Here is a 13,847-nt window from a genome sequence, read left to right as displayed (position 1 = left end):
CCTTAAGATCTAGCTTTCTTATCAACCGCTATCTTATTTTTATGAACATTAGGAAAAAGATCATCTTCATCTATCTAAAAAATACCTCCACCACAAATACAATTAAACTAAAACTATAGTTAATTAAATACTATATCTTTATCCAAAATACTAGCTCACATTAATCGCAAATTGCCGAACTTAGCACATAACTGTTATAATCTTTTTATAACAATTCAGATTAGGAAAGATCTTAATGTATATCATTTATGGTATTAAAAATTGTAATACAATGAAAAAAGCTTTCACTTGGCTTGATGAACATAATATTAGCTATCAATTTCATAATTATAAAACTGAGGGGTTATCACCAGAACTTTTAGATTCATTTTTACAGTTAGTTAACTGGCAAAGTTTACTCAATACTCGCGGTACAACTTGGCGTAAACTTGATGAAACCATTCGAGCCAACGTTGATAATGAACAAGCGGCAAAAGATATTATGTTAGCCAATCCCTCAATATTAAAACGTCCTTTACTCATTGATGGAAAACGCGCTTTATTAGGCTTTTCTGACGAAAGCTATTCACAATTTTTTGCTACACAAAAATAAACCGAGATAATTATGACAGACCCTGTTATTACTTTAACTAAAGCATTGATCGCTGAAAAATCAATAAGCCCTGATGATAAAAACTGTCAACAAATGATTATTGAACGATTAAAACCTTTAGGCTTTACTATAGAAGAAGTAAATTTAGGTCACACCAAAAATCTTTGGGCATATCATGGCGAGCCGTCACAAAAGACATTAATGTTTGCAGGGCATACCGATGTCGTGCCAGCAGGTGATGAAAGCCAATGGCTATATCCGCCTTTTCAACCTACAGTCGATAAAAACGGCATCCTATATGGGCGTGGCGCGGCAGATATGAAAAGTGGCGTTGCGGCAATGGTATGTGCAGCTGAACAATTTGTTAAAAACAATCCCAATCATTCTGGTCGTGTTGCTTTTTTAATTACCTCGGATGAAGAAGCCGATGCTTCTGATGGTACAGTCAAAGTTGTTGATCTACTTAAAAAACGTCAAGAGCGCATTGATTATTGTATTGTTGGTGAACCGTCTAGTGATCAAAAACTTGGTGATCAAATTAAAAATGGACGCCGAGGTTCGCTAACAGCGAATTTAATAGTCCACGGTATCCAAGGGCATGTCGCTTATCCTCACCTTGCTGATAACCCTGTGCATCGCTTTGCTCCAGCTCTAAATGAATTAGTTACAACAATTTGGGACAATGGCAATGAGTATTTTCCACAAACTACGATGCAAGTAGCAAATATTAATGGTGGAACAGGTGCCGAAAATGTCATACCAGGTGATTTAAAAGTCCAATTCAATTTTCGCTATAGTAGCGAATTGACTGACGAGATCATTAAATCTCGGGTTGAGCAAATTTTACAAAAGCACAAATTAAGCTATAGTCTAACTTGGCGATTATCAGGTAAACCTTTTTTAACGCCGCAAGGAGAACTTACCGATGCAGCTACACATGCTATCAAACAATTAACACAATTAGAGACCAAACTTTCGACAAGTGGTGGGACCTCCGATGGTCGCTTTATCGCCCAATTAGGGTGCCAAGTGATAGAATTAGGCGTAGTGAATAAGACTATTCATAAAATTAATGAGAATGTAAATTGTCAGGATATCATCACGTTAACAGCAATATATCATAACATTCTAGAAAAATTATTATCGATTTAGTGAATAAAGATTATCGTTACTGATACCAAGAATAAGTTGCTAGTTTTATTTTTAGCAGTAAACGATAATTGCTTTTATTTTCGACCATAACCAAAGGTGATTAGATGGAGTGGCTCAAAGACTATTGGTGGATAATTGTAGTTATTTTGATTGGTATTTTTATTAATACAATTAAATCGCTAAGTAAACTTAATTACAAATCTTATCTGGAAAAAAAGAAAGGGATAAAACCTATCCCCTATAATGATGATGACGATGATTAACCAATTCAACCAACCTCAAAGTTAATCATCAACGATTATTATGACCGTCATTGAATATGACTTGATGGCGGTAGCGATCGACCCACATAGCGGTTGAACCACAAACCGCAATAGGCATAATAACAAGGTTTAAAATCGGCATCATCGTAAATAAGCTGACTAAAATACCATAAATTAAATTATCCGTTTTATCCTGCTTTAGTAGCTCACGCATTCGAGGAAAGGTAATTTTATGATTATCAAACGCATAATCGGCATATTGAATGTTAATTTGCCAAGCAGTAAATAAAAACCATATAACAGGCGTGACCGATTGCCCAATAACCGGAATAAAATACGTTAGAAAAATTAGACTTGCCCATAATAGATAATGAATCAGTTTTTGTAATTCTCGCCCCAATATTCTGGGTATATCCATAATCAAACTTATCCAAGAAGTATCAGGTGCCGGCATACCGGTTAATTGAGATTCAACATGCTCGGCTAATAGCCCATTAAATGGCGCAGCAATAATATTAGCAACTGTACTAAAAAAATAGCAAAATACGATAGCGAGTGTCACAACAACAATAAAGCTAATGATGTATCCTAACCATTGAAGCCAACTAGGAACAAAAGATAATCCCCAGTCCACCATACCGGTTATGGATACCAAAAAACAATAAAACAATAAAGACATAATCACAATATTAGCAAGTAAAGGTAAAAAGACATAGTGGCGAATGCTTGGGCTGAAAGCTAATGACCAGCCTTTAATAAAATATTCTAGACCAGTTTTTGGCTGGTAACCTGTTTTGTTACTGTGCATGTTGGTATCTGTTTTTTCAAAATTATTTAATTTCATATTTTGTCCCTTCTAATAAAATATGATCTTATGTTGAGTTTGTGATTAAATTATTTTAAGCCTTGTTATCAACATTGTTTAACCACTGCTTAACTTCATACTTTATTGCCTGCATTAAAGCTGCTTTGCCGGTTAATTGATACTGTTTTATCACATGTGTTAATTTATTATCATCTTGCAATAATGATTTTAAGATAGGTAAATTGAAAGCGTTTTGTTGATGATGACTAAATTGATTCAATCGACAAAGTGCAGCATAAGTTGCTTCATAAGGGCGGTGATAGTAACAAAATCCACGAAGTTCATCAAGATCCTGATGGTTTAGTTGCTGATCGCTATTTAGTTGAAAACGATCAGCTAATGGTAGATCGATAATATTTTTTAACCAGTACCAGTTACGCTGCAATTTTTTGTTTAACTGCATGGTTAAAGATAATCCCTGCTTGGTGATAGGTTTTAATGCCATTACGGAATAACTACCACTGCTTGTTTCTTTACGACTACCAACGTGAACCAGTACAAATCCACATGCAGACCAAAACTGATCGTTTGCTTGATTAAAAGCATAACTGACCGAGATAAAATCTTTACCTTGTATAGTCCCATGCTGATAAATGCGTTCAACTAATTGCTGAGCAATATGCTGGCGACGATGAGACTCCGTAACGGCAATACGATTAATTCTAACTGATGCAAGCTTAGCTGCTAATTTTTCACCGGCATGCGCCACCAACGATTGAGCAACTAAATTACCTTTAGGTCGGCGCGTACCTTGCCACACGGCTTCGATTAAACTGTCAGATAACTGACCTTCATCTATAGTGATGGCTCCAGCAATAAGATAATTTTCTTGCTTTGCTTGCCAAACAGTTTGATTATTTGCATCAAAAATACGTCTTAAATCAATTAAAGTTGTTTGATAATGCGCAGTTTTTAATAAATAAAAAATCTGTTTTAATGCAGTAATATTATTACGGCTAACCCTGTTATATTCAATCGATTGGTTTATCTGATGCCTATCTTGTTTTTGACAAAATAAACCATTTAGCAGTAAACAATCAGTAATAGCTTCTAGCTGATCGCCAGCTTGCCAACGTATTGGGTTTGTTAAGTAGAAAAACTCACACGATTTATTTTTAAATAATTGTAATAAAAATCCCTGTCCTGTCCCTTCATAACCTTCCATCGTTGTAGTTAATAAGACTGGGCAATTATTCTCAGATGCAAATTGCAATAAGTTTTCCAGCATCGGAAGTGGAATCATGGCAGCTTCGTCAATAATTAAATAATCAACAGCACTACCAAATCCAACCTCTATTAATTCATCGGGCGCAACAAATTTAACCGATGATTTGGCAAAACGAAAAAACGTAGTTAAAGCACTTTTGTTAGGTGCGGTAATAATCATTGATTGGTGATAATGGCTAAATAGACCGGCTAAGGCTGATTTTCCTCGTCCGCGTTTAGCCATTAACACTTTAATTGGCGCATCACTTATTAGTAGACGTTCAAGAATAGTTTGTTGCTCTGTTAAACTAAGCGGTGCTGTTTGAATATTTGGAAAGTCAAATTGATCAGATTCAATGTTAAAATCCTTTAAGATTTGCTCAAGATGTTTGACAAAATTGGGAACTTCAATAGCTTGGCTGTTCTCATTCCAGCGTATGCTATCTTGATCAAGCCAATGGTTAAAATCTTCTGGTAAAAGTAATATAAGTATACTTCCTTTAACCAAAGTCCCAACCAGCATGGCAAAAGCATCTAAATTAAAACCTTGCGTTGCATCAAAAATCGCATGCAAAAATTCTCGACCTAATAACGATTTGGTTTGATTGGGTAAAAAAGTTTTAGTCAAAAAAGGGGGTAAATTATTCTGTGTAGTAATGGTGATCCAATCAGCTTGATGCTGATTTATTGTATCACTCAACTGATTCAACAATTGTGTTGCTTCGCCTTTTAATACCCAGAGCTTTCTTGTGCTATCTGGACCTGACATAAGCTAACTTTTTCCAATCACGAGCGATAAAATACCTGCCGCTATCAATGGTCCAACCGGGATACCTTTGAAAAAAGCAACACCAATTAATGTACCAATAATTAAACCATTAATTATGGTCGGATGAGCACCAATTAATGATACTCCCCGAGTACCTAACCACGAAACAGCAATCCCTACCAGGATAGCCAACATTGATTGCCACGTCGTAAAGGATTTTAAAATATCTTGAATTTTTAAAGTGCCATCAGCCAAAGGAACCATCATTGCAGCAGTTAAAATCACAATGCCAATAGTTAACCCATATTGATTTAATAGCGGGAAGTAAGTTGATAGTGGCGTTAATTTGAATAGTAATAATAACAAAACAGCAAAGGTCACTGTGTTATTATGCGTCACATAACACAGTGCAGCTAAAGCTAATAGAAGAAAAAAAGAGATATCGAACTGAGCAAACATTACAAAGGTACACCAATGCGCTTAGCGACTTCTTCATAAGCTTCAATCACGCCGCCTAAGCTTTGACGGAAACGATCTTTATCCATTTTTTTCAACGTCTCTTTTTCCCATAAACGACAACCATCAGGAGAAAACTCGTCACCTAAGGTTACTTCACCTTTGTATAAACCAAATTCAAGTTTATAATCAACTAAAATCAAACCAGCTTTATCAAATAATTCAGTCAATATTGTATTGATTTTAAAGCTTAGTGCTTTCATTGTGGCTAATTGCTCATCTGTCGCCCAGCCAAAAGCTTTACAGTGCGATTCATTAACCATTGGGTCATGCAATGCATCATTTTTCAAAAATAATTCAAAAGTTGGAGGATTAAGGACTGTGCCTTCTTCAACGCCTAAACGTTTGACTAAAGAGCCTGCTGCGCGATTACGCACGACACATTCAACAGGAATCATTTCTAATTTTTTAACTAAAACTTCATTATCTGATATTAAGGCTGCAACTTGTGTAGGAATGCCTTCATCACGTAATAATGTCATAATAAAATAGTTGAATTTATTATTAACCATTCCTTTACGATCTAACTGCTCAATACGTAAACCATCAAAAGCAGAGGTATCGTTACGAAATTCCAATATTAGTAGTTCCGGGTTGTCTGTTGTGTAAACAGTTTTTGCTTTACCACGATAAAGCTCATCCAACTTTTTCATGCTTATAACCTTATATCATCATAGCCAATAAATAATTAAGGAGCTTTTCGCTCCTTAAATTCGAACTCATTGTTGTTATCTTTACTTCGGATTTATTGAAAGCGTAAATATCAACATACTACTTATTATTAAAGTCATCAATTACGATAAACCAATAACACACCTGACGACTTTTTAATTAAAAACTCGATTTATCACAACAACCAACTCGATAACGACAACTATCGACGGTTGTTGTCTTTAAGATCTTCTTTTAAAGCCTTCATGGACTCAGAATCTTTATCAGACTTAGCGTCCTTTTTGGCATCATCATCTTTAGGATCTTTCACTGGTGGTTGTCGAACTGATTCGGGTGCAACCTCATCCATTATGATATTAAATAAACCAACTACGTAACGTTGTACTTCTGCTGGTTGGGTAGAAATATCTTCAGCACCACGAGTTAGCGAGTTCAACCCAAGTGTAATGGTTTCAGTGTTACCCATAATTTTTCGCTTAAAAACGTATGAAGCTTCAGTTTGTTGCGATTCATCAGCACGTACTATATACGCCTTAGCCGTTTTAATAGTTTGATTATCACGACCATCAATAGGAATATTTTTGTTAGTTAAAATATTAGGAATTCGATCCCATAGATTATAACTTAATGGTACATTGAACGTTACCATACCATTGTTGTAGATCACAAAAGCTTCAGAAATCGTTGAAAGCGGCAACACTGGTGGGCGAATATCAACTTGTTTTCCTAACGGCCCATCGATTTTGCCATTATTCACAAAATAGTCAGCAACTTCTGCTGGTACTGTAATACCTTGTGGAACAATTAATGGTTTTAAACTTGGTGAATTTAAATAGTCATCATTACCATCAACTTCACGTTTATAGTTTTGATCGCTTCCACATCCTACAAGAAAGAAAGAAGCAACAGCGGTCAAAATAGCGACTTTTTTTATGACATTATTTTGCAATACGGTTTTATTAAACATAGATGTCTGCTTATAAATTAAAAGTTATACGAAAATAAATTACAGTAAATTAGCATCTTTTAATGCTTGTTCCACCGCTGGAATTGAAGCATCAGTCAGCGATATCATCGGTAAACGAATTGTACCATCAGCGATCAAGCCCAATCTTAGGCAAGCCCATTTTGCTGGCGTGGGGTTGGGTTCAATGAACAAATTATTATGTAATGCTAATAAACTTTCATTTAACGCTCTAGCCTCTTTGATTTGGTTGTTTGCAGCTAATTGACAAACTGTAGCAACTTGTTTTGCTGCAACATTAGCAGTAACAGAAATCACTCCATCACCACCTAAAATCATAAAATCTAAAAATGTAGCATCATCACCACTTAACAGTTTAAAATCATCTCCCACTAATTTTCGCGTTTTATATACGCGAGAAAGATCACCTGTTGCGTCTTTCAATGCAACAATATTTTTGATTTTTGATAAACGACCAACGGTCTCAGGTTTGATATCGCTACTTGTGCGACCTGGTACATTATAAAGAATTTGAGGTAATGCAGTACACTCAGCAATAGCTTTAAAATGCTGATACATACCTTCTTGAGTCGGTTTGTTATAATAGGGAGCAACAGTTAAACACCCCACTACCCCAATATTTTCAACTTGACGAGTTAATTCAATTGCTTCTTTAGTGGCATTAGAGCCTGTTCCAGCAATAATATTGATTCGTCCTTGCGCATAATCAACAGTACGCTTTATAACATCGATATGTTCGTGATGATCAAGTGTCGCTGATTCACCCGTTGTTCCAACAGACACGATAGCAGATGTGCCATTAGCAATATGATATTCGACCAATTTTTTTAAGCTTACGTGGTCCACATTTCCTTTAGAATCCATTGGTGTGATAAGGGCGACCAGACTTCCTGTAAACATAAAATGACCTCTCATATTATCTGTTTAAACAACAACTTTAAAGAATAAAAAATCTGCGAATAAGTATGCGATATTTCTTAGTTAAATTCAACTTTTGTTATGCAGGATTATCAATATCAATAAAAATAACCTCAAGGCTATATTCCTTAGCTAACCATTCGCCAAGCTTTTTAATACCATAACGTTCCGTTGCGTGGTGACCTGCTGCATAAAAATTTATACCATATTCACGTGCAATGTGGATAGTGCGTTCAGAAACCTCGCCGGTAAAAAATGCATCATAACCTTGCTGAGCCGCTGCTTCGATAAAATCTTGCCCGCCACCGCTACACCAAGCGACGCGTTTTATCACTTTAGGCGCATTATCTCCACAAAATAAAATAGAACGCTGACTGTTATGCAAGACTTTTTCCAATTTATGCTTAAATTCAAAAGCGGTTAACGGTTCGGTTAGTGTTCCTTTAAAAAGTAAATCGGTGATATCAGTGCGCGGTTCAACCGAAATATTAAGCATGTTAGCTAATAAGATATTATTTCCAAGTGTGGGGTGGCCATCTAGCGGTAAGTGATAACCATACAGATTAATATCATGCGATAATAATGTCTTAAGCCTCTTATACTTAATGCCAGTAATTGTTTGTGGCTCACTTTTCCAAAAATAGCCATGATGAACTAACACCGCATCGGCTTGCAATTCAACAGCTTTATCTAACAAGTCTTGACAAGCTGTGACACCTGTCACAATTTTTTTTATCTCACTTCGCCCTTGCACTTGCAATCCATTAGGGGCATAGTCACGATAGCGCAAAACTTGCAGTTCTGTATTAATGATTTGTTGCAGTTCGTAATTATGCACAATGCTCCTCGCTACTTTTACTCAATCATAGAGTTGTTCTAAAACAACATTAACAAAAAGCTGAAAATTAGCAGATAAATGTTAAGCCCTTTTGTTTAGCGCCAATTATAGACACTTTCTTGAAATATCTCACCTGATATTATGACTAATTGATTTTTACCACCCTAGTTGACCAAGGCTTTCATTATTCAATTAGTATCTATCATATTCATTTTAATGTTTATTCAGTTAAATAAAATAGATTAAAAATGTTGTTAGGTTTCAATTATAAGTAGTAGGAAAATGATAAGTGAAGCTTAAAAAAGCTATCTAAGTTAACTATCGTGCCAACGAGGCTTTCCACTTTTATAAAAAGCATTAACTCGTCTTTATCAAACCGCTTCTGAAATAGTATTGCAATAGGTTAACGCACTTTATGAAGATTAACAATTTGCTAAAGCAAACACTCGATTGATTAGAAAGAGAAGGATCGGGATTATTCTTCTAATGAAGGTCATTGACTTTACACAAAAATTTTGATTTCGTTGGATGGTAAAGAGCAAACTAACCAAGAGTTTGGTACACTAATTAGTGACTTTGCAAGCTTAGAAGAAACTTCTTATTTTTTATGTACATCAATCATTTGCAATCAAATTAGTCAAGCTTAAGATGTATTACAAACTGTTGTAACAACGTTTAAAACATCTGCCTAAACATTATAAACGTCTTAATTCACAATGGATTAGAAAGATTGAACTATTAAAACAAGAATTATCCCATTTAGATTGATTCATAAGATTTAAACGATGATTAAATTATCGCTTAAATGCTAAGATGACTTAGGTAAAACTAGGCGAAAACAACAAAAACTGGCATAATAACCTTCATTTTTGACAAACTAAGATAAACAATTGTGCCAAACACAAAATTATGTGAACGCTTTCGGGGTTTTTACCCAGTCGTGATTGATATAGAAACTTCAGGATTTGATCCTAAACTCAATGCCATTTTAGAAATTGCCGCCATTACCCTTAAAATGAATGATGACGGTTGGCTTGAGCCTGATGAAACGTTACAATTTAACGTTAATCCTTTTGAAAATTCTATTTTAGAACCGAGTGCTTTAGCTTTTAATGGCATTGATCCTGATAATCCATTAAGGGCAGCTGTTGACGAAAAACTAGCACTGGAATCCATATTCAAAATGGTGCGTACTGGCATTAAAGCCGCTGATTGTACCCGTGCAGTCATTGTTGCCCACAATGCACACTTCGATCATAGTTTTTTAATGGCAGCGGCAGAACGTGCCGGAATTAAACGTAATCCTTTTCATCCCTTTGCGACATTTGATACGGCATCACTATGTGGTTTAGTATTTGGACAAACCGTATTAGCAAAAGCGTGTGAAGCTGCAAATATTGCCTTTGATCATAAACAAGCTCATTCGGCACTTTATGATACCGAAAAAACCGCTATTTTATTTTGTGAAATTGTCAATCGATTTAAACGATTAGGCGGCTGGCCACTGCCACAAACTAATGAACAACCTGATCAATCAGCATAAAAAAGAGAGATATAATATCTCTCTTTTCTTTTTAAATATGCACTTACAATTTAATTAAGATTTATGTTTTTCAGCAGTCTCTTTAATTAAGGTTTGTAATTCACCAGCTTGAAACATTTCTAACATAATATCACAACCACCAACTAACTCACCTTCAACCCAAAGTTGTGGAAAAGTCGGCCAATTAGCAAATTTTGGTAGTTCGGCACGAATATCAGGATTTTGTAAAATATCAACATAAGCAAACGGTTCACCGCATTGTGATAAAACTTGCACTGCTTGGGCTGAAAAACCACAACTTGGCAACTTAGGCGACCCTTTCATGTACAAAATAATGGGGTTATCAGCAATCTGTTTTTTAATTTTTTCAAGTGTTGTCATTTCAGTTGTCATACTAGTTAATCCTTCTTTTATTTCTAGCAAATTGTGACTATTCTAACGTAGAATTATGACTTGTCATACTGCTATATTAATTTAGTTTTATTATAACGACAATTTATGAACATCTTGCCATTAGTTGACAAATAAACATCGATAAAAAATTAAGATTAAATGAACAAGGGGTTAATTAACGATATTATAAATTTTGATTTATCGACGATCCTCTATTCATTTTTTGTAAAGATTAAAACTTAACAGTTAAACTTAGCTGACTAAATGTAAATTCTTGATAAGTCATTTTGGCGATCTCTTTTCCTTGCCATCACAATATAGTATGCTTATTGCTATTAAAACGACTTTAATAATATAAATATATCGTGCATCCTTTAATCCTGACTTTACGTAAAGTTTTTTACAGCAGTAATCTCCTTTTTAGCGTTCGTATGCTAATTAGTCTTACCGGTTCTACCCTAGTGCCATGGTATTTTGGTCATGTCAATTTAGTCATCCCGTTAACTTTAGGCGTTGTGGCTGCTGGACTGACCGAGATTGACACCCGTTTACTTAGCCGTTGTATTAATATAGTTTTAACGCTATTTTGTTTTGCTATAGCAACTTTTTCGGTTGAATTGCTATTTGACTTTCCTTTGATTTTTATCGTGGGATTAGTTTTTTCAACCTTTGCATTTATTATGCTTGGCTCACTAGGACAACGCTACGGCGTCATTGCGTTTGGATCATTACTGATTGCTGCATACACAATGCTCGGGCATAATTTATATGCTGACAATTATACTTTACCTTGCTTTTTATTATTAGGCGCACTTTGGTACAACATTGTGTCGTTAATTGAATCTATCATTCAACCTATCCGCACAACCCAACAAAGTTTATCAAACTGTTTTATTAGATTAGCCCAGTATCTTGATGCTAAAGCGGCAATGTTTGATCCTGACGAGACCGATGGATTTACTAAACAAACCTTACAATTAACCGAAAGTAATACTCAATTAATCAATGCATTTAATCAAACTAAACGCTCTTTGTTCAATCGATTAAAAGGCTATCGCGGACAATCTTATGTCAAAAAAATGCTAAGTTATTATTTTGTGGCGCAAGATATTCATGAACGAGCCAGTTCAGCGCATGGACAATATCAAGCGTTAAGTGATAATTTTAAACACAGTGATATTTTGTTTCGATTTGCGCGAATTTTAAATTTACAAGCAAAAGCCTGTGCCAAACTTGCAATTTCGATCAAACTGAATCAAACCTATCATCATGATCCTTTATTTGCGCGCTATTTTTCTTATCTTGAAGAAGCGATATCTCAATATCAAAGTCACAATAAAAATTCGTCACTTTTAATAAAATCATTACAAAATTTATATCAAAACCTATTATCTATTGATCTGTTACTTGCCAACATTGATACAGAGCAGCATCTTGCTAAACAGCAAGAAGAGAATCAATTGGTTGATGATGAGTTAACGAGTTTTTACGATATTTTCGCCAAAATAAAACAAAATTTGACTATCAAATCTGCCCTATTTCGCCATGCTATCAGAATGAGTATTGTGCTCTTTGTTGGTTATGGTGTCATTTATTGCACCGATCTTTCACATGGTTATTGGATCATCCTGACCAGTCTTTTTGTTTGCCAACCCAACTATGCCACAACAAAACATCGACTAAAATTGCGAGTATTTGGCACAATATTAGGGATCATCATTGGCATACCTTTAACCTATCTATTCCCGACTATTGAAGAACAACTTATCTTAATCATTATTACTGGTTGGTTGTTTTTCTTATTTAAAAATTCACAATATGCTTATGCGACAGCGTTTATTACTTTACTGGTCTTTTTCAGTTTTAGCTTAATTGGAGAAAGTAGTATTGAGGTCGCATTGTCCAGAATTATTGCAACCTTAATCGGCTGTTTTATTGCCTGGTTTGCGGTAAGTTTTATTTGGCCCGATTGGAAATTTAGAAATCTTCCGAAATTAGTTGATCGGGTTTGTCACGATGACAGCCACTACTTAGCATTGATTGGTCGTCAGTATCTGTCAGGTAAAACAAATGATCCTCAATATCGATTAGCAAGACGATCCGCCCACGATAGTAATGCAGATTTATCATCATTAATTAGCTTAATGACTAAAGAGCCGCATATGAATCCAGCCTTAATTGATAAAGGTTTTCGATTATTAACTTTAAACCATACGCTAATCAGTTATTTATCAACATTAGGGGCACATCGTGATAAATCTATTTCTAATCAGACATTAGAGTTGTTTGATGATTTGTCGGTTTATATCATTAATTTATTGACTGATAAACAGTTAAATAGCGAATATCAACCGATTAAACAATCGGTCGCAAATTATATCGAGTCGATTTCGATCCAAGATGAACAAGCCAATAATGATTTACTCGTTATGCAACAATTAGCACTAATACTCGATATACTGCCGGAATTAATCAGTCTTGTTAGCGAATTAGACAATAAAACGACTTAGTCAAAGCGTACTAAATAAAGTGATTTGCTAACATGAAAATATTTATGAGTAAAGATGTTATACACCCAAAATATAGAAAGAACTGTATTTTTGCATATTCTCATCAATCCAAATGATTAGGTCACTAATCATTTGTGAAAAACTCAATTTATATTTCAGAAAATTTTTTGACATCTCTTTTTGCCAAGTTTTATCAAAAATGAATGCAAAATCAAACAGATCATCTCGCAGTTCAGTAAAATTTTGCGCTTTTATCACTTTCTGTTTCAGTGTGAATAATTGAGGTTTTATCAGTAACCATTGTTGTTGAGTAACCTGAGTTGCTCCCCAATGTCCAAAATTCTGATAATTAGGAACATTATAATAGATAATACTTTCAATAAAGCTAAATGCGCTTTCTGCCAGATATTTGGACGTTGCATTCCAATGAGTATTTTTGAAAGGAGGGGGCGCAAATTCAAAATTTAGCCCTTCCATCTCTGATTCTAACGATCGTAATTTAAAATTTATCATATCTCAAAACAAAGCTATAACGTTATTTATCGACGAATTACACCATTTTTGACTGAGCTAAAACCGGCGAAAGTAGATAGAATTGATCACAAATTAAAAGAGTAACCATCCC

General features: G+C 35.0%; 14 protein-coding genes. 5 read left to right on the top strand and 9 right to left on the bottom strand.

The annotated features are described in order from the left end of the window. The first annotated feature begins 235 nt into the window (after nucleotides 1-235). The 3 genes from J3U57_RS10110 (at nucleotide 236) to J3U57_RS10100 (ending at nucleotide 2,007) form a co-directional block, all read left to right on the top strand. Nucleotides 236-592, top strand: a complete 357-nt coding sequence (locus J3U57_RS10110) for an ArsC family reductase (protein ID WP_267344618.1) — start codon at nucleotides 236-238, stop codon at nucleotides 590-592. A gap of 12 nt (nucleotides 593-604) precedes the next feature. Continuing rightward, complete coding sequence (gene dapE, locus J3U57_RS10105) at nucleotides 605-1,744, top strand: succinyl-diaminopimelate desuccinylase (RefSeq protein ID WP_267332926.1); 1,140 nt, start codon at nucleotides 605-607, stop codon at nucleotides 1,742-1,744. A gap of 104 nt (nucleotides 1,745-1,848) precedes the next feature. After that, a complete protein-coding gene (locus J3U57_RS10100; protein WP_082209445.1) occupies nucleotides 1,849-2,007 on the top strand; it encodes a YpfN family protein in 159 nt (52 codons plus the stop codon). Nucleotides 2,008-2,035: 28 nt separating this feature from the next. On the opposite strand, the gene cysZ is transcribed toward J3U57_RS10100, so the two are convergent. The 7 genes from cysZ to J3U57_RS10065 form a co-directional block, all read right to left on the bottom strand. Continuing rightward, entirely contained in the window at nucleotides 2,036-2,815 is a 780-nt protein-coding gene (cysZ, locus tag J3U57_RS10095; protein WP_267344647.1) for a sulfate transporter CysZ, read from the bottom strand. A 91-nt stretch (nucleotides 2,816-2,906) separates the two neighbouring features. Then, complete coding sequence (locus tag J3U57_RS10090) at nucleotides 2,907-4,847, bottom strand: GNAT family N-acetyltransferase (RefSeq protein ID WP_267344617.1); 1,941 nt, start codon at nucleotides 4,845-4,847, stop codon at nucleotides 2,907-2,909. A 3-nt stretch (nucleotides 4,848-4,850) separates the two neighbouring features. Continuing rightward, nucleotides 4,851-5,306, bottom strand: coding sequence for a DUF441 domain-containing protein (locus J3U57_RS10085; protein WP_267332928.1), 456 nt, complete (start codon nucleotides 5,304-5,306; stop codon nucleotides 4,851-4,853). Beyond that, entirely contained in the window at nucleotides 5,306-6,016 is a 711-nt protein-coding gene (gene purC, locus J3U57_RS10080) for a phosphoribosylaminoimidazolesuccinocarboxamide synthase (protein WP_267344616.1), read from the bottom strand. The genes J3U57_RS10085 and purC overlap by 1 nt, the downstream gene beginning before the upstream one ends. A gap of 221 nt (nucleotides 6,017-6,237) precedes the next feature. Further along, nucleotides 6,238-7,002 (bottom strand): outer membrane protein assembly factor BamC, encoded by a 765-nt coding sequence (gene bamC / locus J3U57_RS10075; protein WP_267344615.1) that lies wholly within the window; start codon nucleotides 7,000-7,002, stop codon nucleotides 6,238-6,240. Between the two features lie 39 nt (nucleotides 7,003-7,041). Beyond that, a complete protein-coding gene (dapA, locus tag J3U57_RS10070) occupies nucleotides 7,042-7,920 on the bottom strand; it encodes a 4-hydroxy-tetrahydrodipicolinate synthase (protein ID WP_267344614.1) in 879 nt (292 codons plus the stop codon). 97 nt (nucleotides 7,921-8,017) lie between these two features. Next, a complete protein-coding gene (locus J3U57_RS10065; protein ID WP_267344613.1) occupies nucleotides 8,018-8,776 on the bottom strand; it encodes a Nif3-like dinuclear metal center hexameric protein in 759 nt (252 codons plus the stop codon). A gap of 889 nt (nucleotides 8,777-9,665) precedes the next feature. Between J3U57_RS10065 and rnt the strand changes: the two genes are divergently transcribed. After that, complete coding sequence (gene rnt / locus J3U57_RS10060; protein ID WP_416379553.1) at nucleotides 9,666-10,319, top strand: ribonuclease T; 654 nt, start codon at nucleotides 9,666-9,668, stop codon at nucleotides 10,317-10,319. Between the two features lie 54 nt (nucleotides 10,320-10,373). On the opposite strand, the gene J3U57_RS10055 is transcribed toward rnt, so the two are convergent. Continuing rightward, nucleotides 10,374-10,700 (bottom strand): Grx4 family monothiol glutaredoxin, encoded by a 327-nt coding sequence (locus J3U57_RS10055; RefSeq protein ID WP_323849467.1) that lies wholly within the window; start codon nucleotides 10,698-10,700, stop codon nucleotides 10,374-10,376. 377 nt (nucleotides 10,701-11,077) lie between these two features. On the opposite strand from J3U57_RS10055, the gene yccS reads away from it, so the two are divergent. Next, nucleotides 11,078-13,222 (top strand): YccS family putative transporter, encoded by a 2,145-nt coding sequence (yccS, locus tag J3U57_RS10050; RefSeq protein ID WP_267332934.1) that lies wholly within the window; start codon nucleotides 11,078-11,080, stop codon nucleotides 13,220-13,222. Nucleotides 13,223-13,279: 57 nt separating this feature from the next. On the opposite strand, the gene J3U57_RS10045 is transcribed toward yccS, so the two are convergent. Next, nucleotides 13,280-13,735 carry a hypothetical protein gene (locus J3U57_RS10045; protein WP_267344611.1) on the bottom strand — a complete coding sequence of 152 codons (456 nt, stop codon included), beginning with the start codon at nucleotides 13,733-13,735 and terminating at the stop codon, nucleotides 13,280-13,282. Nucleotides 13,736-13,847 lie beyond the last annotated feature (112 nt).

The organism is Gilliamella sp. B3464 (assembly GCF_026536145.1).
Lineage (GTDB): Bacteria > Pseudomonadota > Gammaproteobacteria > Enterobacterales > Orbaceae > Gilliamella.
Note: the sequence above shows the minus strand (reverse complement) of the source record. Positions and strands in the feature narration are given on the sequence as shown.

Coding starts and splice junctions, on each gene's coding strand:
- J3U57_RS10100 (WP_082209445.1), top strand. CDS start 1,849: ATGGAGTGGCTCAAAGACTATTGGTGGATAATTGTAGTTATTTTGATT.
- J3U57_RS10045 (WP_267344611.1), bottom strand. CDS start 13,735: ATGATAAATTTTAAATTACGATCGTTAGAATCAGAGATGGAAGGGCTA.
- J3U57_RS10090 (WP_267344617.1), bottom strand. CDS start 4,847: ATGTCAGGTCCAGATAGCACAAGAAAGCTCTGGGTATTAAAAGGCGAA.
- J3U57_RS10085 (WP_267332928.1), bottom strand. CDS start 5,306: ATGTTTGCTCAGTTCGATATCTCTTTTTTTCTTCTATTAGCTTTAGCT.
- J3U57_RS10110 (WP_267344618.1), top strand. CDS start 236: ATGTATATCATTTATGGTATTAAAAATTGTAATACAATGAAAAAAGCT.
- purC (WP_267344616.1), bottom strand. CDS start 6,016: ATGAAAAAGTTGGATGAGCTTTATCGTGGTAAAGCAAAAACTGTTTAC.
- dapA (WP_267344614.1), bottom strand. CDS start 7,920: ATGTTTACAGGAAGTCTGGTCGCCCTTATCACACCAATGGATTCTAAA.
- cysZ (WP_267344647.1), bottom strand. CDS start 2,815: ATGCACAGTAACAAAACAGGTTACCAGCCAAAAACTGGTCTAGAATAT.
- bamC (WP_267344615.1), bottom strand. CDS start 7,002: ATGTTTAATAAAACCGTATTGCAAAATAATGTCATAAAAAAAGTCGCT.
- J3U57_RS10055 (WP_323849467.1), bottom strand. CDS start 10,700: ATGACAACACTTGAAAAAATTAAAAAACAGATTGCTGATAACCCCATT.
- dapE (WP_267332926.1), top strand. CDS start 605: ATGACAGACCCTGTTATTACTTTAACTAAAGCATTGATCGCTGAAAAA.